General features: G+C 58.2%; 17 protein-coding genes. 9 read left to right on the top strand and 8 right to left on the bottom strand.

Annotated elements, in window-relative coordinates; genetic code table 11:
* Window positions 1-127 precede the first annotated feature (127 nt).
* Both erpA and clcA read right to left on the bottom strand, forming a co-directional pair.
* On the bottom strand, window positions 128-472 hold the full coding sequence (gene erpA, locus ACOTXF_RS04000) for an iron-sulfur cluster insertion protein ErpA (protein ID WP_008501923.1): 345 nt from the start codon (window positions 470-472) through the stop codon (window positions 128-130).
* Window positions 473-551: 79 nt separating this feature from the next.
* Window positions 552-1,952, bottom strand: a complete 1,401-nt coding sequence (clcA, locus tag ACOTXF_RS03995) for a H(+)/Cl(-) exchange transporter ClcA (RefSeq protein WP_021240492.1) — start codon at window positions 1,950-1,952, stop codon at window positions 552-554.
* Window positions 1,953-2,128: 176 nt separating this feature from the next.
* Between clcA and hemL the strand changes: the two genes are divergently transcribed.
* Window positions 2,129-3,409, top strand: a complete 1,281-nt coding sequence (hemL, locus tag ACOTXF_RS03990) for a glutamate-1-semialdehyde 2,1-aminomutase (protein ID WP_008501925.1) — start codon at window positions 2,129-2,131, stop codon at window positions 3,407-3,409.
* A gap of 84 nt (window positions 3,410-3,493) precedes the next feature.
* Here hemL and fhuB read toward each other — a convergent pair whose 3' ends face one another.
* The 6 genes from fhuB to hrpB all read right to left on the bottom strand — a co-directional run bounded on the left by fhuB (window position 3,494) and on the right by hrpB (window position 14,753).
* The gene (gene fhuB / locus ACOTXF_RS03985) at window positions 3,494-5,476 is read right to left on the bottom strand and encodes a Fe(3+)-hydroxamate ABC transporter permease FhuB (RefSeq protein ID WP_048961821.1); all 1,983 of its coding nucleotides are present in this window, start codon (window positions 5,474-5,476) and stop codon (window positions 3,494-3,496) included.
* Entirely contained in the window at window positions 5,473-6,363 is an 891-nt protein-coding gene (gene fhuD, locus ACOTXF_RS03980; RefSeq protein WP_234115344.1) for a Fe(3+)-hydroxamate ABC transporter substrate-binding protein FhuD, read from the bottom strand. Before fhuD ends, fhuB begins: the two co-directional genes overlap by 4 nt.
* A complete protein-coding gene (gene fhuC / locus ACOTXF_RS03975; protein ID WP_008501928.1) occupies window positions 6,363-7,160 on the bottom strand; it encodes a Fe3+-hydroxamate ABC transporter ATP-binding protein FhuC in 798 nt (265 codons plus the stop codon). Before fhuC ends, fhuD begins: the two co-directional genes overlap by 1 nt.
* A gap of 50 nt (window positions 7,161-7,210) precedes the next feature.
* Window positions 7,211-9,421: a ferrichrome porin FhuA gene (gene fhuA / locus ACOTXF_RS03970; RefSeq protein WP_021240495.1), complete on the bottom strand. Its 2,211-nt coding sequence runs from the start codon at window positions 9,419-9,421 to the stop codon at window positions 7,211-7,213.
* Between the two features lie 231 nt (window positions 9,422-9,652).
* A complete protein-coding gene (mrcB, locus tag ACOTXF_RS03965; RefSeq protein ID WP_047745519.1) occupies window positions 9,653-12,181 on the bottom strand; it encodes a bifunctional glycosyl transferase/transpeptidase in 2,529 nt (842 codons plus the stop codon).
* A gap of 142 nt (window positions 12,182-12,323) precedes the next feature.
* Window positions 12,324-14,753, bottom strand: a complete 2,430-nt coding sequence (gene hrpB / locus ACOTXF_RS03960; RefSeq protein ID WP_232926624.1) for an ATP-dependent helicase HrpB — start codon at window positions 14,751-14,753, stop codon at window positions 12,324-12,326.
* Between the two features lie 73 nt (window positions 14,754-14,826).
* Between hrpB and thpR the strand changes: the two genes are divergently transcribed.
* The 8 genes from thpR to panC all read left to right on the top strand — a co-directional run bounded on the left by thpR (window position 14,827) and on the right by panC (window position 21,351).
* Window positions 14,827-15,381 (top strand): RNA 2',3'-cyclic phosphodiesterase, encoded by a 555-nt coding sequence (gene thpR, locus ACOTXF_RS03955; RefSeq protein WP_047745514.1) that lies wholly within the window; start codon window positions 14,827-14,829, stop codon window positions 15,379-15,381.
* Entirely contained in the window at window positions 15,371-16,075 is a 705-nt protein-coding gene (gene sfsA / locus ACOTXF_RS03950) for a DNA/RNA nuclease SfsA (protein ID WP_021240498.1), read from the top strand. Before thpR ends, sfsA begins: the two co-directional genes overlap by 11 nt.
* 176 nt (window positions 16,076-16,251) lie before the next feature.
* Window positions 16,252-16,707: an RNA polymerase-binding protein DksA gene (gene dksA / locus ACOTXF_RS03945; protein WP_001155232.1), complete on the top strand. Its 456-nt coding sequence runs from the start codon at window positions 16,252-16,254 to the stop codon at window positions 16,705-16,707.
* Between the two features lie 59 nt (window positions 16,708-16,766).
* On the top strand, window positions 16,767-17,657 hold the full coding sequence (gene gluQRS, locus ACOTXF_RS03940) for a tRNA glutamyl-Q(34) synthetase GluQRS (RefSeq protein ID WP_047745512.1): 891 nt from the start codon (window positions 16,767-16,769) through the stop codon (window positions 17,655-17,657).
* Window positions 17,658-17,699: 42 nt separating this feature from the next.
* Window positions 17,700-19,097: a polynucleotide adenylyltransferase PcnB gene (pcnB, locus tag ACOTXF_RS03935; RefSeq protein WP_072203850.1), complete on the top strand. Its 1,398-nt coding sequence runs from the start codon at window positions 17,700-17,702 to the stop codon at window positions 19,095-19,097.
* Window positions 19,094-19,573: a 2-amino-4-hydroxy-6-hydroxymethyldihydropteridine diphosphokinase gene (gene folK, locus ACOTXF_RS03930; protein ID WP_032664624.1), complete on the top strand. Its 480-nt coding sequence runs from the start codon at window positions 19,094-19,096 to the stop codon at window positions 19,571-19,573. The genes pcnB and folK overlap by 4 nt, the downstream gene beginning before the upstream one ends.
* Before the next feature lie 123 nt (window positions 19,574-19,696).
* Complete coding sequence (gene panB, locus ACOTXF_RS03925) at window positions 19,697-20,488, top strand: 3-methyl-2-oxobutanoate hydroxymethyltransferase (RefSeq protein ID WP_023293249.1); 792 nt, start codon at window positions 19,697-19,699, stop codon at window positions 20,486-20,488.
* 11 nt (window positions 20,489-20,499) lie between these two features.
* Window positions 20,500-21,351, top strand: a complete 852-nt coding sequence (gene panC / locus ACOTXF_RS03920) for a pantoate--beta-alanine ligase (protein ID WP_008501942.1) — start codon at window positions 20,500-20,502, stop codon at window positions 21,349-21,351.
* The last annotated feature ends 34 nt before the right edge of the window (window positions 21,352-21,385 follow it).

Here is a 21,385-nt window from a genome sequence, read left to right as displayed (position 1 = left end):
GTCCAGGGCATAGCGAGTCTCCTCTTCTATGCCAGTTATAACTGTTACCCATGTATCCGGTCTAAAGTGTTACCCATGTTTCCGGTTCATACCCTTCGCTTACCGGGCCTACAATCCGCATTCAGGCTTAAATGCTGAACGAAGACCCACACCCGCAGGTGCTTGTTGCGTTCGGGTTGGTGACCACAAAGCGTGAACCTTCCAGACCTTCGGTGTAGTCGACAGAACCACCTACCAGATACTGCAGGCTCATCGGGTCAACCACCAGCGCGACGCCCTGTTTCTCAATGGTCATATCGCCATCGTTAACCTGATCGTCAAAAGTAAAACCGTACTGGAAGCCGCTGCAGCCGCCACCGGTAATATAGACACGCAGTTTCAGATCCGGATTGTCTTCGTCGGCAATCAGGGTTTTCACTTTGTTGGCTGCTGCTTCGGTAAATTCCAGCGGCACAGCTACGTCATCACTCATCTTATGCTCCCATGAATACTGCTATTGGGTAAAATTCACCCAATTCTTTTCGTCATTATCTAATACCCTGGTAATTCATTCAAGTATTCTGCGCGGCGGCCCGCTCCGCCTCTTGTTTTGCCAGGGTACGCGCGAGGATGGTGGAGTATAGCGGTTTTCCACCCAGGAACTGGGCTAATAGTGTCGCCCCGAGACAGGTAATGATCATTGGCAAAATGAGCTGGTAATTGTCCGTCATCTCCAGCACCAGCACGATACCGGTCAACGGCGCGCGCAGGGAGGCGGCCAGCAGCGCCCCCATTCCGGCTACCGCAAAGGTCCCTGCATCAAGGTGATAGGCGGGAAAGCCCGCTTCAGCCGCCATACCAAACGCGGTGCCCAACAAGGTTCCCAGCGCCAGCATCGGGGCGAAAATCCCGCCGGGCGCGCCGGAGGAAAAACACAATACCGTGGTGATGACGCGGGAGATAAACATAAACAGCAGCAGACCCACGCTGAAGTTCCCCGCCGCCGCAATGGGGATCAGCCCGAAGCCGCCGCCCGCAGCATTTGGCTCGATAAACCCGAGCACACCACAGATTCCGCCAAGCAGGCCGCCCATCAGCACCCATTTAGTCGTATTCCCACCGTGAATACGCTGGAACATATCCTGAGCGCGCAGGATAAAGGTGTTAAACAGCGGTCCCACCACGCCAAAAATCATGCCGAGGATCAGGTAAAGCCACAGGGTGTTAACCGGCGCATTGGTCAGTTTACCCACCTCAATGACCGCCCCTTCGCCATTAAAGAGGCGAAACACGATGCTCGACATAATGACGCCGGTAAACACCGCTTTAATGGAGATCAGGTTGTAGCGAAACTGCGCGCGCATCTCTTCGATGATAAACAAAATGCCCGCCAGCGGCGCGTTAAAGGCCGCCGATAGCCCCGCCGCCGCACCGGTAGCCAGCAGCGTATGGCGCGCTTCGGCGCTGCGCATCCGAAAGAGATCGCCCACCATGCGGCCGACGTTCCCGCCCAACTGAACCGTGGGCCCTTCCCTGCCGAGCACCATTCCCGCGCCCAGCGTACCCATGCCGCCGATAAATTTCACCGGAATGACTCGCCACCAGCGCACAGGACGCAGCTCCTCCAGCGCCCCTTCAATTTCCGGGATGCCGGACCCGCCCGCCTCTGGCGCGAATTTACGCACCAGAAAATACCCCACCATGGCAAACAGCGCCGACAGCCCGAACGCCGCAACCCAGACCAGCCATCGGCTGTCGGCGAAACCGGCCACGGTTCCCACTCGCCAGTTGAGCACGGCATTAACCGCTTTTTCAAACGCCACGCCCACCAGACCGGCGAGCGTTCCCACCACGGCAGCGGCCAGCAGGATCGCCAGCGGCGTTTTATCGCGATTGAGCAGCCGACGAATACTGATTCGATGCTGGGCGCGCGTAAACTGTTGTTCTTCAAAAGACGGAGAATCTGATTTCATGTCCTGTACTTATTCGTCATACAAAAGCCGCGTGGATTTTACCAGAGACTGCCCCACCGTCTCCTGAAAATTACTTAACAAATCTTAAAGCATTACCAGGCTAAAAATTTCATAACCTTCCCCGAATCACTTAGAATAGTGGGCTTAATCATTTTATACGAACCAGGAACGACGCCATGAGCAAGTCTGAAAACCTCTACAGTGCAGCCCGCGAGCTTATTCCGGGTGGCGTGAACTCACCTGTGCGCGCCTTTACCGGCGTGGGCGGCACGCCGCTGTTTATCGAACGTGCTGACGGCGCGTATCTGTATGATGTCGATGGCAAAGCCTATATCGATTACGTCGGCTCCTGGGGACCGATGGTGCTGGGTCACAACCACCCGGCCATTCGTAACGCGGTAATTGAAGCCGCCCAGCGCGGCCTGAGCTTCGGTGCACCTACCGAAATGGAAGTGAAGATGGCGGAACTGGTCACCGAGCTGGTCCCGACCATGGACATGGTGCGCATGGTGAACTCCGGTACCGAAGCCACCATGAGCGCCATCCGCCTGGCGCGCGGTTTTACCGGCCGCGACAAAATCATCAAGTTCGAAGGCTGCTACCACGGCCACGCGGACTGCCTGCTGGTGAAAGCGGGTTCCGGCGCGCTGACGCTCGGCCAGCCAAACTCGCCTGGCGTACCTGCGGATTTCGCGAAGCATACCCTGACCTGTACCTACAACGATCTGAACACCGTTCGCGCGGCGTTCGAGCAGTATCCGCAGGAGATCGCCTGCATCATCGTTGAGCCGGTTGCGGGCAACATGAACTGTATCCCACCGCAGCCTGACTTCCTGCCGGGCCTGCGCGCCCTGTGCGATGAGTTCGGCGCGCTGCTGATCATCGACGAAGTGATGACCGGCTTCCGCGTGGCGCTGGCGGGCGCCCAGTCTTATTACGGCGTGGAGCCGGACCTCACCTGCCTGGGTAAAATCATCGGCGGCGGCATGCCGGTCGGCGCGTTCGGTGGTCGTAAGGACGTCATGGAAGCGCTGGCACCAACCGGCCCGGTTTACCAGGCGGGCACGCTCTCCGGTAACCCTATCGCCATGGCGGCGGGCTTTGCCTGCCTGACCGAAGTGGCTCAGCCAGGTATTCACGAAACCCTGACCGACCGGACCACGCAGCTGGCAAACGGCCTGCTGGAAGCGGCAGAAGAGGCCGGTATTCCGCTGGTGGTTAACCACGTAGGCGGGATGTTCGGGATTTTCTTCACCGAGGCGAAAACCGTGACCCGCTATCAGGACGTGGTGAAGTGCGACGTTGAACGCTTCAAGCGCTTCTTCCACCTGATGCTGGAAGAAGGCGTGTACCTGGCACCGTCCGCATTCGAGGCGGGCTTTATGTCCGTGGCGCACAGCGAAGAAGATATCAATAACACCATTGACGCGGCGCGTAAGGTGTTTGCGAAGCTCTAAGGGCATTGCCGGGTAGCGCTAACGCTTACCCGGCCTACGGTGTTCTCCCTCTCCCCGTGGGAGAGGGCATCAAGCCGCACCTGATTACCGACTCTGCTTTCTCAACAGATAAATAAAATACGGCGCACCAATAAAGGTCGACAGCAGCCCCGCCGGGATCTGATACGGGAACAGCACCATTCTTCCGCACCAGTCTGCAAACACCAGCATCACCCCACCCGTGAGGGCCGACATGACGATATGCGGCATCGTCCGGCGGAACCCCATCATTCTGGCGATATGCGGCGCCATTAACCCCACAAAACTCAACGGGCCAATCGTCATGGTGGCCGTCGCCGTCAGGCACGCGGCGAGCAGCAGCAGCGCTACACGCGCTGGCGTCAGCGCCATTCCCACCGCACGTGCGGTTTCACCGCCGAGCGGCAGAATAGTCAGCCAGCGTCGGCACAGCGGCACCATCGCCAGCAGCACGACCATCACGATCCCGGACCCGATCGCCTGGCTGCCGGTCGCGCCGTACGTTGAGCCGGATATCCAGGTCAGGATCTTCGCCATACGCGGATCGCCGCTTGCCTGCAGCATCATCAGCAGCATGGTGAACGCGGTGCTGAGCGCCATCCCCGCCAGCAGCATGCGGTGCGGTGAAAACCCGCCGCGACCGGCGGCAATCAGGATAATCAGCAGCGTAACCGCCGCCCCGAGACTGCCGGCAGGCATCAGCCAGCCAAACGCATTGCCCGGCACAAAGAACAGCATCAGCACCACGCCAAAGGCGGCGCCAGAGCTGATCCCAAGCACTTCCGGGCTCGCCATCGGGTTGCCGGTCAGACGCTGAATAATGCACCCCGCCACCGCCAGCATTACCCCTGCAATCAGCGCAGCAAAGATACGCGGCCAGCGCCACTGCAGCAGGTCGTTGAGTAAATCGCCCGTTGCCCAGTGCCAGCCCGCGGCATCGCGACCGAATGAGAGCGCCGCGAACGAGGCAATAATCAGCACCGCCAGCCCGGCAAGGCTAAACCACAGTACCGACTGACGTTCAGCATGGACTTTATCGCCCGCATCCATCGCCGGTGCGCTCATGCTGCGCAGACGCGGCAGCAGCCAAAGCAGCAGCGGCGCCCCGATAAGCGCGGTCACAGAGCCGGTGGAGACTTCCCTCCAGACCTGCGCCAGCCAGAGAATAAGCTGATCGGAAAGCCAGAGGATCAGCGCCCCAATCAGCGAGGCCAGCAGCAGACGCGCCAGCAAACGGCGCGCACCAAGCATTTTCGCCAGCAGCGGCGCAAACAGGCCGATAAACCCGATGATGCCAACCGCATTCACCAGCAGGGCGCTCAATACAATCGCCAGCGTCAGCGCCGCCAGGCGAGCCAGCGACAGCGCCAGCCCCAGGTTACGCGCCACGCCATCATCCAGTCCCATCAGCGTCAGGGGACGCAGGAGCAGCAGCGTCAGCACGACACCGCCAGCCAGCTGCGGCCACAGGCGCAGCACAACGCTCCAGTCGGTTTGGGTGAGCGTACCGGTACTCCACAGGAACATGCTTTGCAGCCGATCGTGGTGGAACAGCACCAGCAGCTGGTTAATCGCGCCACAGTAGAGGCTCACCACCAGCCCGGCCAGAATGAGCGTCACAGGGGAAAGGCGTTTGCCCCAGGCCACGCCAAAGACCAGTGCGCCCACTACGCACGCCCCCGCGAGTGCCGCAAACTGCGAGGTTAACGCTCCCGGCAGCGCCCACAGCGTGGTGATAGTGATCCCAAGCTGTGCGCCGGTCGCGACGCCGAGCGTGGTTGGCTCCGCCAGCGGGTTACGTAACACCTGCTGGAACAGCACGCCCACCAGCCCTAAACCGGCACCGACTAAAAGGGAGATTGCCAGACGCGGCAGCAGGCTGTAGTGGAACAGCATCTGCTGAATATTGTCGATATCCGGCGAGGCCAGCGCGGCTCCCCATTGCGCGCGCGGTAACGCGGCAGAGAGGTTGAACCCGGTTAACGCCAGCGCGGCAAGAAAAATCAGCATCAGCAGAAGCGCCGGGAAACGGGCAATACGCGTACTCATGCTTTACCTCCCAGGGCGTTATCCAGCACGCGGGCAAAATGCATCGCCGACAGCGTCGCGCCGTAGAACCAGACCGCCGGAGCGCGCTGGAAGCGCCGCTCGCGCACAAACGGCATCGCCTGCCAGAGCGGGGTCGCCATCAGGGTTTGCATGTCGCGCTCGTTGCCGTGATCGAAGCACAGCACATCCACATCGCGAAACGCCGCGAGGCGATCGATACCCACAGCGGTACTGCCCCAGAACGTCATCTCCCCTTCCCAGGCGTTGCGAATGCCGAAGCTGTCCAGCACCTCCTGGAACAGGCAGTTTTTACCAAAGACCAGCATATGGCGGGCATCCAGCAGCGTCACCATCAGCAGCGGACGATCGCCCCGGTGAGCAAAACGCGGCTTGAGGGAGTCGATCAGGGCATCAAATTCGGCGAGATGCCGTTTGGCCTCCGCTTCCCGGTTAAGGAAATGCGCCATCTCGCCAATCGAATTTTTCGCTACGGCCAGCGGTTTTTTACCGTCGCTGAAAGCGAATCCGCGCCCGGGCGCAATGCGCGCCATCACCTCTTCTGACGGACCGTAGCCCGCGGACCAGAAGAGGAACGACGGTTTCATCTGGGTGAGCAGCTCGAGGTTTGGCTCCGTACGCAGGCCGACGTTGATCACCGAGTCCGGCAGCTTCGGCTCGTTCACCCAGAGGTTATAGTTGGGAATGTCCGCGACGCCGTAGGGCGTAACGCCGAGCGCCATCATCAGCTCGACCGGCAACCACTCCAGCGCCACTATGCGGTGCGGATCGACGGCGGCGGCACGCGCCGTATTCATTTTTAACAGCAGCGGTGAGAGGGCCATCGCCGTCAGCAGGCGACGGCGGCTAATGCGCATGTTGTCCAGCATCAGTACACGAAGCTCACCGGTGCAGCCCCGGCCGGGTGAGGCAGAATACCCATCGGAATACCATAAATCTGTTCCAGCGTTTCGCTGCGCATCAGCTCGGACGGCGTTCCCTGCGCAATCATTTCGCCGCCGCGCAGCGCAACAAGGTAATCGCAGTAGCGTGCCGCCATGTTGATATCATGCAGCACCGCAATCACCGTCAGACCGCGCTGCTGGCTTAAGCGGTGCACCAGCGCCAGAACGTCGACCTGATGGGCGATATCAAGTGCTGAGGTGGGTTCGTCGAGGAGCAGGCAGCGGCTGTCCTGGGCCACCAGCATTGCAATCCACGCGCGCTGGCGTTCACCGCCGGACAGGCTATCCACCAGACGGTGCGCCAGCGGCTTAAGCCCGACCAGCGCAATCGCCTCTTCCACTTTCTCTCTGTCGGCCACGCCAAAGCGTCCAAGCGCGCCATGCCACGGATAACGCCCAATCGCCACCAGCTCTCTCACCGTCATCCCCTCCGCCTGCGGCAGCTGCTGCGGCAGATACGCCACTTTGCGGGCAAAGGCTTTACTGCTCCAGCTCTCCAGCGGTTGGTCATCCAGCAGGATGTCGCCTTCTGACGGCGGCTGATGTCGTCCCAGCATCTTGAGCAGCGTGGACTTACCGGAACCGTTGTGACCAATCAGGCCAGTGACTTTACCTGCGGGAAACGTCAAAGAGAGCGGATGCAGCAAGGTGCGCCCGGGTACGCGAAAGGAGAGATGGTTGAGCGTAAAGGTGGTGTCGGGTTGCGTTTGATTATCCTGCATATCAGCCAACTTAAATAAAAAGGGCACGGCGAACCGTGCCCGAAGAGAGATTAGAAGCGGAAGGTCGCGGTAGCAACAACCTGACGTCCTGCTCCCCAGTAGCAGGCATATTCGCTGTAGCAGCTGGAGACGTATTCGCGATCGAAGATGTTGTTCACGTTGACGCCGACAGAAGAGCCGGGAAGTCCAAAGCGTGCCAGATCGTATTTCACGGTGGCATCCGCCAGGGCATAGCCCGCGACGTTGAATGACTGGTAGGCTTTTGGCGACGAGGCAGAGTAATAGGACACGGTGTTACCAATGTAACGGGTGCCAGCCCCTACCGTCAGACCACTCAACGCCGTCTCGTGGAAGGTATAATCTGCCCACAGAGACGCCATATTGCGCGGCACTTCCGCCGGACGACGGCCTTCATACCAGGTATCGTGCGTGTATTTCGCATCAGTAAAGCTATAGGAAGCCGTCACGTTCACGTTGGCAGAGACGGCAGCTTTCGCTTCCAGTTCGAAACCGCGAGAGCGAATTTCACCGCCCTGCACGCTAAAGCCGCTGGTCGGGTTCGCCGGATCGGCCGTCAGGTTGTTGTTTTTGGTTAACTGATAAACAGCAGCCGTGACCACAACAGGCAGATCTTTCGGTACGTACTTCACGCCCGCTTCATATTGCTTGCCGCGTGCAGGATCGAACGGTTTGCCGCCCTGAGTGGTACCCGAAATCGGTTCGAACGATTCGCTATAGCTGAAATAAGGCGTGATGCCGTTGTCGAACAGGTAGTTAATCCCGCCGCGCCACGTGAATGCCTGATCGTTGATTTCCGCGGTAGTACCGGTTGTACGCGTCAGTGCTGAGGTTTTCGCAAAGTCATAGCGGCCACCCATTGTGAGTACCCACTTATCCCATTCAGCCTGATCCTGCGCATAAAGGCCGGTTTGTTCCTGACGGTTGAGCACTTTGTAAAGGTAGTAAACGTCGACATTTGGATTGCCGTACGCAGGCTTCGTCATACTGATGGGATCGGCCGTGCCGTAGTCAGCATCAATATCATTACGCATGCGGAGGTAATCAACGCCCGTCAACAGGGTATGATCCACTGCACCCGTCGCGAATTTGGACTGAAGCTGAGTATCAACGGTAAACGAGTTGAGGTCCTCATCGGAGCGCACATACGCGCGGCTGATCTGGGCCGGTGCAATATAGCCGTTACCGTAGACGGAACGGTAAAGCGTATTGATTTTGGTGTAACGCAGGTTTTGACGCACGGTAAAGGTGTCATCAAACTGATGCGAGAAGCTGTAACCCACCATTTTCTGACGACGGGAGATCTTGTTATCTTCTTCACCTTCGTTGAAATCGGTCGGCAGCTTGTGTGCTTTGCCGTTGGCATCGTAGTAAGGCACAACGGTACCTTCCCGCGGCAGCCAGCCGTAATAGCCTGCATCCGGATCGCTCTGGAAGTTGCTCAGGAAAGTAAAATCGGTTTTATCGTCAGGACGCCAGCTGAAAGCAGGTGCAATGGCGTAGCGGGAAGATTTCACCATCTCCTGCTGCGCATTTTCGCTGCGCCCCAGTCCGGTCAGACGGTATGACCACACGCCGTCATCATCAATCGCATCGCTGAAATCAAACCCGGTCTGCCACAGGTTATCGGTACCCATTTTGAACTGAATTTCTTTCAGTGGCTCGGTGGTTGGGCGCTTGCTGACCATGCTTACCACGCCGCCCGGGTGGCTTTTACCGTAAAGAACGGACGTTGGGCCACGCAGCAGCTCGACGCGCTCAAGGAAATACGGATCCATGGACGCTTCAGAATAGTTATCTCCCTGCAGCTTCATCCCGTCCAGATACTGGTTAGTATTCACGGTACTGGAGGTGGTGAACCCACGAATAGAAACAACGTCATACGTTGTAGACGCCCCACGTGTTGCGAACACGCTCGGCGTATAGGCCAGCGCCTGTTTAACCGTCCCCGGCTGCTTCATGTCCATCTCTTCACGGGTGACGACAGAAATAGACTGCGGGGTTTTCTCAATCGGGGTATCGGTCTTGGTTGCGGTGGCGGTGCGTTTAGCCGCAATCGTGGGTGCCGGTCCCCAGGCACTTTCCTGTGCCGCAGGTGCTGCGGTTACCGTAATGGTTTCTTCTTTTTTCGGGGTTTCGGCAGCATGTGTATAAGCCGACATGCCGGCAACCGCTGTGGCGACGACGACCGCGATTTTACGCAGCGACGTATTGATTGGCTGAGCAGTATTGGAAAGCGCCATGGTGTATCTCTGATGGAAAAGTGAATGATAACGTAAACGAGAATTATTATTATGACCGCAGCATAATAGGCGAAACGCTGACTGCATAGCAAGCAGTAAGCGGCCCTACGAGAATTAAGGGTTTAAGAAATAACCAGGAGAGAACGAAGGGTTAATCAATATTAAAAAGAGGGTTAAAAAAAGGGGGGGAATGGGTAAAAAAATCCCCCCTTGCGGGGGGACCTCACGCGGTTAGTTACCGCCGAACATATCTTTAATCCAGCCTGCGACACCATCGCTGTCTTTCTTCTCGTTCTGCTGCTGCTGCGGCTGTTGCTGCTGCGGCTGTTGTGGCTGAGAAGACTGCTCAAACGGGTTACCCGTTGGCTGTTCTGGCTGGCTTTGCTGGCACAGGGAATCCGGGTTGGTTGTCCAGACCGGCAGAGTACGCATTCCGCCGCCGCAGACGAAGTTACCGGAACTGTCCACGCCCATATCGACGATATCTTCCGGCGCAACCAGGTTCAGCGGCACCGGGGACTGATTCGCCAGATAGCGCTGGTAAATCGACATCGCCCCGCTCGCGCCGTACAGCTTGGTCGGCTGGTTGTTGTCGCGGCCTACCCAGGTGATCACCACTTCACGACCATCAATACCGGCAAACCAGGTATCAACGTTGTTGTTGGTGGTCCCGGTTTTACCCGCCAGATGCAGGCCCGGATACTTCGCCCCCAGCTGACGGCCGGTACCGCGCTGCACCACCTGCTGCATCGTCCACAGCGTCATATAGGCCGCCTGCGCAGGAACGGCACGTTCCGCCTGCGGGAAGCTCTGATACAGCACGGAGCCATCTTCGGCAATCACCGAACGCAGGGCGGAGAGCGGCGCGCGGTTACCGCCGCTGGCGATCGTCTGGAACGCCTGCGCCACTTCGATCGGCGTCAGGTTGAGCGCACCCAGGATCATCGCCGGTACCGGGTGCAGCTGATCTTTCGCCACGCCCAGCTTCTGCCAGGTATCGACAATCGCTGGCAGACCCAGCGACATGCCCAGGTTCACCGTCGGCACGTTCATGGAGCGCGTCAACGCATCCACCAGCATCACCTGACCGCTAAACTGCTTGTCGTCGTTCTGCGGTGACCACACCTGGCCGTTAGGCTGGCGCAGGGAGATCGGCGCATCCGCAATCCAGGTATTGAGACGATACTGGTTTGGCTGACTCAGGGCAGTGAGATAGGTTGCCGGTTTTGCCAGAGAGCCGATCGAGCGACGCGCCTGCATGGCACGGTTATAGCCAGCAAACTGCGGCTCGGCACCGCCCACCATCGCACGAACTTCGCCGGAGTTACGGTCAACCACCACCATCGCGGTTTCAAGATCGGAGAGCTTACGCTGTTTCTTCAGCGCCGGAATGCCTTCCACCGCCGCTTTTTCTGCCGCATCCTGCGCCACGGAGTCAAAGGTCGTAAAGATCTTCACGCCGGAGAGATCTTTCACCTTATCGCCAAGCTTGCTCTGCAGCTCCTGACGCACCAGCTGCATAAACGCAGGCTGAGGCGAGATCACCCCACCGCGCGGCTGCACGCCAAGCGGACGTGCGCTCAGCATGTCGTACAGCTCCTGGTCAATCACCTGCTGCTGTTGCAGCAGACGCAGCACCAGGTTACGACGCTCCAGGGCCAGTTTCGGGTTACGCCACGGGTTATAGATGGACGCCCCTTTCACCATGCCAACCAGCAGCGCCTGCTGGTCCAGACTCAGCTCTTCGACCGGACGACCAAAGTAGTACAGGCTCGCCAGCGGGAAGCCGCGGATTTCGTTGTCGCCGCTCTGACCGAGGTACACCTCGTTCATATACAGCTCAAGGATACGATCCTTGCTGTAGCGCGCATCCATCAGCACGGCCATATACGCTTCGTTCGCTTTACGCCAGTAAGAGCGCTCGCTGGAGAGGAACAGGTTCTTCACCAGCTGCTGGGTCAGCGTACTTGCCCCCTGCACGGTACGGCCCGCGGTCAGGTTAGCCAGGACCGCACGGCCAATCGAGTAGAGGCTGATGCCGTCATGCTCGTAGAAGTGGCGGTCTTCGGTTGCCAGCAGGGTATCAACCAGCAGATCCGGGAAGCCGTTACGCGCCACGAACAGACGCTGTTCGCCGTTCGCCGACGAGAGCATGGTGATCAGGCGGGGATCGAGACGGAAGAAACCGAACTGACGGTTGTTATCCATGTTCTCGATGGTATCCAGACGATCGCCGTCAAAGGTCAGACGCGCGCGCACCTGACCCTCTTTGCTGTCCGGGAAATCAAACGGACGGCGGATCATCTCAATGCTGTTGGCCTGCACGGTGAATTCGCCAGGGCGCGTCATTTTTGACACCTGACGATACTGGGTGGCTTCCAGCAGTTTTACCATTTCGTTTTTCGTGATGGACATATCTGGCTCAAGGTTCACCATGCGGCCATACACGGCCGCAGGCAACTGCCAGACTTTACCGTCGATACGGCTGCGGATCTTCTGATCCAGATAGACGCCGTAAATTGCCATCAGCACAACAAAAACAATAAAGAGCTTCAGCAGCAGCCAGAACCAGCCGCGTTTGCCCCGAGGCTTGCGCCCTTTGCCTTTCCCTTTACGCGGCATCGGTTCTTCATCCTCATCATCGTCTTCATAGTCATCGTCATAGTCCTCATCTCTGAGGCGACGACGGCTTACCTTTTCTTTCGCCGGACGCGTTGGTCTTCCCTTACGTCCTATTGGCTCGCGGTCATTCCCCGCCATGCTTTTTCTCCGCAACTTTCAGGCGCAAAGGCCCGATTCTCTTTTCTTCCACCGGTCTGTGAAAGAAGAAATCTCTCAAAATTAGTTCTCCCTCTCCCTGTGGGAGAGGGCCGGGGTGAGGGCATCAGGCCGCACATCCCTTTCAGGAATACTTCTTCGTCCGCTTCGTCGGCGCCGTATTCGCCGGATCGTCCGGCCAGACGTGTTTGGGGTACCGCCCTTTCATCTCTTTTTGCACGTCACGGTAGCTCCCCGCCCAGAACGCCCCCAGATCGCGAGTGATCTGCAAGGGTCGATGCGCAGGCGACAGCAGTTCAAGCACCAACGACACGCGCCCTTCAGCGATAGACGGCGTGGTTGCCTCGCCAAACATCTCCTGCATTCGAACCGCCAGCGCCGGCGGATTATCCTCATGATAACGGATGGCTATCCGGCTTCCGGTCGGCACAGTGTAATGCCCTGGCAGTTCACTATCCAGACGTTGACGCAATGACCAGTCCAGTAAATTCTGTAACGCGACCTTAACATCAAGCGCTTTCAGCGCCCGCAGGGAGTGTACGCCGCTCATCTGCGGCAGTAGCCAGGTCTCCAGCGACGCGAGTAACGTTTCGTCATCCACCGCTGGCCAGGCGTACTCCGGCAACCAGCGAGCGGCGCAGTGCAGGCGAATGCGGTACTGCTCAGCCTCCGGCGTCCAGTTCAGCACGCTGAGCCCTTTTTCCCGAATGCCGTTCAGCATAGCCTGATGGAGCTCGTCTTCCGACGGCTTCGCCAGCGGCTTCGTTCCGAGTGTCAGTTTGCCAATCTGGCTGCGACGAAACGCCTTCAGCGTGCCCTGGGTATCATCCCACTCGACGATGTCCGATTGCTGGAGCAGATGCGGACAGGTACGGGTCAGGGCGTCAATATCGACGGCAATCGCCTGCAGGATACGCGCATCCGGGGAGTTGCTCCCCTGCAGCAGGAGCGGCGCAATCAGCCACTCATGACGCGTCAGGGCATCATCGCTGTCCAGCATCGCCCCCATACCGTTTGCCAGCTGGTAGCGACCGTCCAGCCCGCGCCGACGCGCAATCCGGTCCGGAAACGCCTGCGCTAACAGCCGGGAGATGCTCTCACTGTCTGGCACGCCGCCGCGGCTGTTAAGCCGCTTACAGAGCTGCTGGGCCCGCTGCTGCCAGTTCCCCTGATTGCGCGAAAACGCCTGCCCCAGATCGCTACTGCCTCCGCGCGGCGGCTCCTCAAGGATAGCCGCCAGTTTGGCTGCCGTGGCAATCTCATCTTCCCCCTGCGCGGCCACCAGCATCGCGGCCAGACGCGGATCGTTGCCCAGTGCCGCCATTTTCTGGCCGCGTACCGTCAGACGTTCGCCTTCCAGCGCACCAAGCTGGGTCAACAGGTTGCGCGCAGCGGTGAGGTTCACGGCTGGTGGGGAATCAAGCCAGGTAAGCTGTCCAGGCTCCGGGCAGCCCCACTGCAGCAGATCCATCACCAGGCCAGACAAATCGCTTTGTAAAATTTCCGGTGTGCTTTGCTGCGCCGCGCGTTCCGCCTGCTCTGCGCTGGTCAAATGCAGGCAGATACCCGGCTCAAGTCGCCCCGCGCGGCCCGCGCGCTGCACCATTGATGCCTGGCTGATGCGCTGCGTCAGGAGTTTAGTCAGCCCGGTGCGCGGGTCAAAGCTTGCCACCCTCTCCTGCGCGCTATCGACCACCAGGCGAATACCTTCGATGGTCAAACTGGTTTCAGCAATATTGGTTGCCAGTACCACCTTGCGCTGTCCCACCGGGGCAGGAAGGATAGCTTTACGCTGCTCCTGCAGCGACAGCGCGCCGTAGAGCGGGCAGAGCAGTACATCACCGCCTACGCGAGAGGAAAGCTGCTCCTGCACGCCCTGGATCTCCCCGACGCCCGGCAAAAACAGCAGCAGCGAGCCGGGTTCCTGACGCAGCAGTTCTGCGGTGGCAATGGCGACCGCTTCGTCAAAACGCTGATGGGAGAGAAGCGGTTGATAGCGGCGTTCAACAGGAAACGCCCGCCCTTCAGAGCTGATGACAGGCGCATCGGGTAGCGCCTGCCGTAGCCGCGCATTGTCCAGCGTGGCCGACATTATCAGCAGCCGGAGATCGTCACGCAGTCCCTGCTGAACGTCCAGCAACAGCGCGAGGGCCAGATCCGCCTGCAGGCTGCGCTCGTGAAATTCATCCAGGATCACCAGCCCGACGCCGGTCAGCTCCGGATCGTTTTGCAGCATGCGGGTGAGAATGCCCTCGGTGACCACCTCAAGGCGCGTTGTCGGACCCACGCAGGTCTCGGCGCGCATCCTGTACCCTACCGTTTCGCCCGGTTTTTCATTCAGCAGTTCCGCGAGGCGCTGCGCTACGTTGCGCGCGGCCAGCCTGCGCGGCTCCAGCAGGATAATTTTCCCGCTGATGTTCCCCTCTTTCAGAATCTGCAGCGGCAGCCAGGTGGACTTACCCGCCCCCGTCGGGGCATTCAGCAAAACCTGCGGGGAATGGCGTAAGGCAGCGAGAAGGTCAGGAAGAACAACGGCGACCGGCAATGAGGACACTAACAGCTCCAGAGGGTTAACATTCGTCGGCGTACATTGTAGCATCGGCGCATATCATTACCGAGTCCTCCGTATGCCTGAGTCGAAACGGCTGTTTTTTGCCATTGAATTGCCCCCCCCCTTACAGCGTCAAATTGTTCGCTGGCGCGCTGACCACTTCCCGCCGGAGGCCGGTCACCCTGTCGCGGCGGCCAACCTGCACCTGACGCTGGCCTTTTTGGGCGACGTCAGTGCCGAAAAACAGCGGGCGCTAGCCGCCATGGCAGGGCGTATTGCCCAGCCGGAATTTACGCTGCACCTCGACGACGCGGGCCAGTGGCTGCGTTCGCGCGTGGTCTGGCTGGGTACGCGACAGCCTCCGCGTGGATTATTACAGCTGGCGAACATGCTGCGCGCGCAGGCGGCGCGCAGCGGCTGTTATCAAAGCCCACAGCCGTTTCATCCGCACATCACCCTGCTGCGCGATGCCGGTCAGGCCGTTGCCATCCCGCCGCCGGGTTTTCACTGGGCCTTTCAGGTCAACACATTCGCGCTTTATGAATCCGTCTTTATTCAGGGACGCACCCGCTATACGCCGCTACAGCGCTGGACGCTGGGCGACACCGAAAGGAATTCTGATGAAGTTTAGTCCTCCCCTGCAGCACGCTACGCTTGTCCAACGCTACAAACGCTTCCTCGCCGATGTGATCACGCCAGAAGGCGAACAGCTCACCCTGCACTGCCCCAATACCGGTGCCATGACGGGCTGTGCGACGCCGGGTGACAGGGTCTGGTATTCCACATCAGAAAATACTAAACGCAAATATGCTCATACCTGGGAAATGACCGAAACCCAAAACGGGGCATTTATTTGCGTTAACACCCTGCGCGCCAATCAGTTAGTTAAGGAAGCGCTGACCCATGGCGTTATTCCCGAACTGGTTGGTTATGGCACGCATAAAAGCGAAGTGAAATATGGCGATGAAGGCAGCAGAATTGACTTCATGTTACAGGCGGAAGACAGGCCGGAGTGCTATATTGAAGTAAAATCAGTGACGTTAGCGGAACAGGAAAATGGCTACTTCCCGGATGCGGTAACGCTACGTGGCCAGAAGCATCTGCGAGAGCTAATGAGTGTTGCGGCGGCGGGCAAACGCGCCGTATTGCTGTTTGCGGTATTGCATTCAGCCATTGAACGTTTCTCCCCTGCCCGCCATATTGATCCTAAATACGCGCAATTGTTGAATGAGGCACAAAAGCAGGGGGTAGAGGTTTTCGCTTATAAAGCGGAACTTTCTGCCGATAATATGACTCTGAGATCCTCTCTTCCCATTGTCTTATAAGGGATTAGACGATTGACTATTAAGTGTTCTGGCCGCGTGCGCAAATACGCTTTTCCTCACAGGCTTGTCAAGTGTTACGTTTAGATAATTGCCATACGGAAAAGCATCTGCTATTTATAGCGACCTGATTTTTCCCCCAACACGGGGATCGATAGTGCGTGTTAAGGAGAAGCAACATGCAAGAAGGGCAAAACCGTAAAACATCGTCCCTGAGTATTCTCGCCATCGCTGGGGTGGAGCCGTATCAAGAGAAACCGGGCGAAGAGTATATGAACGAAGCCCAGCTGTCGCACTTCAAGCGTATTCTTGAAGCATGGCGTAATCAACTCAGGGATGAAGTCGATCGCACCGTTACTCATATGCAGGATGAAGCTGCTAACTTCCCGGATCCGGTAGACCGTGCCGCTCAGGAAGAAGAGTTCAGCCTCGAACTGCGTAACCGTGACCGCGAACGCAAACTGATCAAAAAGATCGAGAAAACGCTGAAAAAAGTCGAAGACGAAGATTTTGGCTACTGCGAATCCTGCGGTGTTGAAATTGGCATTCGTCGCCTGGAAGCGCGTCCAACCGCCGATCTGTGCATCGACTGCAAAACGCTGGCCGAAATCCGCGAAAAACAGATGGCCGGTTAACACCAGCGCTGTTTACACACTCCAAAGGCGGGAGTCTCTCCCGCCTTGTTACTGTTGATATGTCTGAATCACACTATATTGGGCGCTTCGCGCCATCTCCTTCCGGTGAATTACACTTCGGCTCATTAATTGCCGCGCTCGGCAGCTACCTGCAGGCTCGCGCCCGTCAGGGAAAATGGCTCGTCCGCATTGAAGATATTGACCCTCCGCGTGAAGTTCCCGGTGCAGCAGAGACGATTCTGCGTCAGCTGGAACATTACGGTCTTCACTGGGATGACGAGGTTCTGTGGCAGTCGACACGTCACGAGGCGTATCGGGAACGTCTGGCCTGGCTTCGCGCTCAGGGGCTTTCCTATAACTGCACCTGCACCCGCGCGCGTATCCAGAGCGCAGGCGGCGTCTATGACGGCCACTGCCGCACGTTGAACAACGGTCCTGAAAATGCCGCCATGCGAATACTGCAGCGCTCGCCGGTGACGCACTTTAACGATTTACTCTCCGGTGAGATTCATGCCGATGAACGTCTGGCGCGTGAGGATTTTATTATTCACCGTCGCGATGGCCTGTTCGCCTACAACCTGGCCGTGGTGGTGGACGATCATTTCCAGGGCGTGACGGAAATTGTGCGCGGGGCGGATCTGGTCGAGCCGACCGTACGGCAAATCTCGCTGTATCACCAGTTTGGCTGGACGGCACCGGACTACATTCATCTGCCGCTGGCGGTTAATACGCAGGGCTTAAAATTATCAAAGCAGAACCACGCCCCGGCCCTGCCAGACGGCGATCCGCGTCCTGTTTTGATCGACGCGCTGCGTTTTCTCAACCAGAATGTAACCAACGAATGGCAGGATCTGCGTATTGACGAACTGCTGAAAATGGCCATCGCCAACTGGACGCTCAGGGCTGTGCCAAAAATCCAGCATTCTCAAATGCGTTGCGCTGAGCTATGATTAGCCGCTTTTTTCATAACAAAACACACTACGAGGTGTACCATTTTTACCCGAGTCGCTAATTTTTGCCGTAAAGTGCTAAGCCGCGAAGAGAGCATGGCGAATGATGCTATTGCACAGCCACACATGTCGGTTATTCCGCGTGAGCAGCACTCTATTTCCCGCAAAGATATCAGTGAAAATGCCCTCAAGGTACTCTATCGTCTGAATAAAGCGGGCTACGAGGCCTATCTCGTCGGCGGTGGGGTGCGTGATTTACTGCTGGGCAAAAAACCGAAAGATTTCGACGTGACGACCAGCGCCACGCCTGAGCAGGTGCGCAAATTATTCCGCAACTGTCGTCTCGTTGGCCGCCGCTTCCGTCTGGCTCACGTGATGTTTGGGCCGGAAATTATCGAAGTGGCGACCTTCCGCGGCCACCACGAAGCGGGCGCATCCGATCGCACCACGTCGCAGCGCGGCCAGAACGGTATGCTGCTGCGCGACAACATCTTCGGCTCTATCGAAGAAGATGCCCAGCGTCGCGACTTCACCATCAACAGCCTCTATTACAGCGTGGCGGATTTCACCGTGCGCGATTACGTCGGCGGCATGCAGGACCTGAAAGAAGGTCTGATCCGCCTGATCGGCACGCCGGAAACGCGCTACCGTGAAGATCCCGTGCGTATGCTGCGCGCCGTGCGTTTTGCCGCCAAGCTCAATATGCGCATCAGCCCGGAAACGGCCGAGCCGATCCCGCGTCTGGCGACGCTGATTAACGACGTGCCGCCTGCTCGCCTGTTTGAAGAGGCGCTGAAGCTGCTGCAGGCCGGCCACGGTTTTGAAACCTATAATCTTCTGCGCGAATACAACCTGTTCCAGCCGCTGTTCCCGACCATTACCCGCTACTTCACCGAAAACGGTGACAGCCCAATGGAGCGGATGATTGCGCAGGTGCTGAAGAATACCGATACCCGAATTCGCAACGACATGCGCGTGAACCCGGCGTTCCTGTTTGCCGCGATGTTCTGGTATCCGCTGCTGGAAACGGCACAGCGCATTACCCAGGAGAGCGGGCTCGCCTATTACGATGCTTTCGCGCTGGCCGCCAACGACGTGCTGGACGAAGGCTGCCGCACGCTCGCCATTCCGAAACGTATTACCACTCTGGTGCGCGACATCTGGCAGCTTCAGCTGCGCATGTCCCGTCGTCAGGGCAAACGCGCCTGGAAGCTAATGGAACATCCTAAGTTCCGTGCCGCCTTCGATCTCCTGTCGCTGCGCGCTGAAATTGAACGCAACCAGGAGCTGCAGCGTCTGGCGCAGTGGTGGGCTGAATTCCAGGTCTCCGCCCCGCCAGAGCAGAAAGATATGCTGACCGGGCTGGATGAAGAGCCGGAACCGCGTCGCCGTCATCGTCGTCCGCGCAAACGCGCGCCACGTCGTGAAGGGACAGCATGACCCTCGCGTATATCGCCATCGGCAGCAATTTAGCCTCACCGCTGGAGCAGGTGAATGCTGCCGTAGAGGCGCTGGGTGAGATCCCGCAAAGCCGCATCGTGGCGGTCTCCTCGTTCTATCGCACCCCGCCGCTGGGGCCGCAGGATCAGCCAGACTACCTCAACGCCGCCGTGGTTCTTGAGACTGAGCTGGATCCCGAAGCGCTGCTGGACAATACCCAGCGTATTGAGCTTCAGCAGGGCCGCGTACGCAAAGCTGAACGCTGGGGCCCCCGCACGCTCGACCTCGACATTATGCTGTTTGGTCACGAGACGATTAACACTGAACGCCTCACCGTACCGCATTACGACATGAAAAATCGCGGGTTTATGCTCTGGCCACTGTATGAAGTTGCCCCTTCCCTTACCTTCCCTGACGGGCTCTCGCTAGAGGCCGTTCTCAACAGTCTCGGTGCGGAGAAACCCGCCCGCTGGTAAGGCTGTTTTTTTAGCGATTAACCATAAAATATTTATGGTTAATCGTTTACCTAAAATCATTGTTCCCTCGAATGTTACTGTTAGAATGCGCAAAGATTCGCTTTTGGGCTATCAGGAAACAGTATGAAACCAACCACCATCTCCTTACTGCAGAAATGCAAACAGGAAAAAAAACGCTTCGCCACCATCACCGCGTATGACTACAGCTTCGCCAAACTGTTTGCCGAAGAGGGGATCAACGTCATGCTGGTCGGGGACTCGTTAGGGATGACGGTACAAGGACATGATTCCACCCTGCCGGTAACGGTTGAGGATATCGCTTACCATACCCGCGCCGTGCGCCGTGGCGCCCCAGCCTGCCTGCTGCTTTCCGATCTGCCGTTTATGGCCTATGCCACGCCGGAACAGGCATTCGAAAACGCGGCGGCAGTGATGCGTGCCGGTGCCAATATGGTCAAAATTGAAGGCGGCGCCTGGCTTGTGGATACGGTGAAGAGGCTCACCGAGCGCGCCGTGCCGGTGTGCGGGCATTTAGGCCTGACGCCGCAGTCCGTCAATATCTTTGGCGGCTATAAGGTGCAGGGCCGTGGCGATGCCGCCCAGACGCTGCTGGATGATGCCCTGGCGCTGGAAGCCGCAGGTGCCCAGCTGCTGGTGCTGGAGTGCGTGCCGGTTGAGCTGGCGAAACGCATCACCGACGCTCTGTCCATTCCGGTGATTGGTATTGGTGCAGGCAACGTCACCGACGGTCAGATTCTGGTGATGCACGACGCCTTCGGTATCACCGGCGGACACATCCCGAAATTTGCCAAAAATTTCCTCGCCGAAGCGGGCGACATGCGCGCTGCGGTCAGGCAGTATATTGCCGACGTTGAATCCGGTGTTTACCCGGGTGAAGAACACAGTTTCCATTAAGGAGTCTCGTTGTGCTAATCATTGAAACCCTGCCGCTGCTTCGCCAGCATATCCGCCGCGCGCGACAGGAAGGTAAACGTATCGCACTGGTCCCGACCATGGGCAATCTGCATGACGGCCACATGAAGCTCGTCGACGAAGCCCGTGCACGAGCAGATATCGTGGTGGTCAGTATCTTCGTGAACCCCATGCAGTTTGACCGCGCAGACGATCTGGCACGCTACCCGCGTACCCTGCAGGAAGATTGCGAGAAGCTCAAAAAACGCCACGCGGATATCGTTTTCTCACCTGCACCGGCGGATGTTTACCCGCAGGGTACCGAAGAGGCAACCTACGTTGACGTCCCGGGCATTTCCACCATGCTCGAAGGCGCGAGCCGCCCGGGCCATTTCCGCGGCGTTTCCACCATCGTCAGCAAGCTGTTCAACCTGGTACAGCCGGACGTAGCCTGCTTTGGCGAGAAAGATTTCCAGCAGCTGGCGCTGATCCGCAAGATGGTTGCGGATATGGGTTACGATATCGAGATTGTCGGCGTACCGATTGTACGCGCCAAAGACGGTCTGGCACTCAGCTCGCGAAATGGCTACCTGACTGCCGAACAGCGTAAAATCGCGCCGGGCTTAAGCAAGGTCATGAACACCATGGCAGAGCAGATGCTGGCAAAAGAGTTAACAGCAGAAGAGATTATCGCCCTTGCCGAGCAGGCGCTTAACGATAAAGGCCTTCGTGCTGACGACGTACAAATTCGTGATGCTGATACGCTGCTGGAGTTAACCCAGAACAGCAAGCGCGCAGTCATCCTGGTGGCGGCCTGGCTAGGTCAGGCGCGTCTGATCGACAATAAAGTGGTTGAGCTGGCGTAGTTCCCTTCACCCCTGATAATGATAGGTAAACGTA

This window comes from Enterobacter cloacae complex sp. IR53041 (assembly GCF_049238285.1).
In the GTDB taxonomy this organism is placed as follows: domain Bacteria; phylum Pseudomonadota; class Gammaproteobacteria; order Enterobacterales; family Enterobacteriaceae; genus Enterobacter; species Enterobacter roggenkampii.
The sequence above is the reverse complement of the archived record's forward strand: the minus strand, read 5'-3'. Positions and strand labels throughout refer to the sequence as shown.

Coding starts and splice junctions, on each gene's coding strand:
- erpA (WP_008501923.1), bottom strand. CDS start 472: ATGAGTGATGACGTAGCTGTGCCGCTGGAATTTACCGAAGCAGCAGCC.
- clcA (WP_021240492.1), bottom strand. CDS start 1,952: ATGAAATCAGATTCTCCGTCTTTTGAAGAACAACAGTTTACGCGCGCC.
- hemL (WP_008501925.1), top strand. CDS start 2,129: ATGAGCAAGTCTGAAAACCTCTACAGTGCAGCCCGCGAGCTTATTCCG.
- fhuB (WP_048961821.1), bottom strand. CDS start 5,476: ATGAGTACGCGTATTGCCCGTTTCCCGGCGCTTCTGCTGATGCTGATT.
- fhuD (WP_234115344.1), bottom strand. CDS start 6,363: ATGCTGGACAACATGCGCATTAGCCGCCGTCGCCTGCTGACGGCGATG.
- fhuC (WP_008501928.1), bottom strand. CDS start 7,160: ATGCAGGATAATCAAACGCAACCCGACACCACCTTTACGCTCAACCAT.
- fhuA (WP_021240495.1), bottom strand. CDS start 9,421: ATGGCGCTTTCCAATACTGCTCAGCCAATCAATACGTCGCTGCGTAAA.
- mrcB (WP_047745519.1), bottom strand. CDS start 12,181: ATGGCGGGGAATGACCGCGAGCCAATAGGACGTAAGGGAAGACCAACG.
- thpR (WP_047745514.1), top strand. CDS start 14,827: ATGCCTGAGTCGAAACGGCTGTTTTTTGCCATTGAATTGCCCCCCCCC.
- sfsA (WP_021240498.1), top strand. CDS start 15,371: ATGAAGTTTAGTCCTCCCCTGCAGCACGCTACGCTTGTCCAACGCTAC.
- dksA (WP_001155232.1), top strand. CDS start 16,252: ATGCAAGAAGGGCAAAACCGTAAAACATCGTCCCTGAGTATTCTCGCC.
- gluQRS (WP_047745512.1), top strand. CDS start 16,767: ATGTCTGAATCACACTATATTGGGCGCTTCGCGCCATCTCCTTCCGGT.
- folK (WP_032664624.1), top strand. CDS start 19,094: ATGACCCTCGCGTATATCGCCATCGGCAGCAATTTAGCCTCACCGCTG.
- panB (WP_023293249.1), top strand. CDS start 19,697: ATGAAACCAACCACCATCTCCTTACTGCAGAAATGCAAACAGGAAAAA.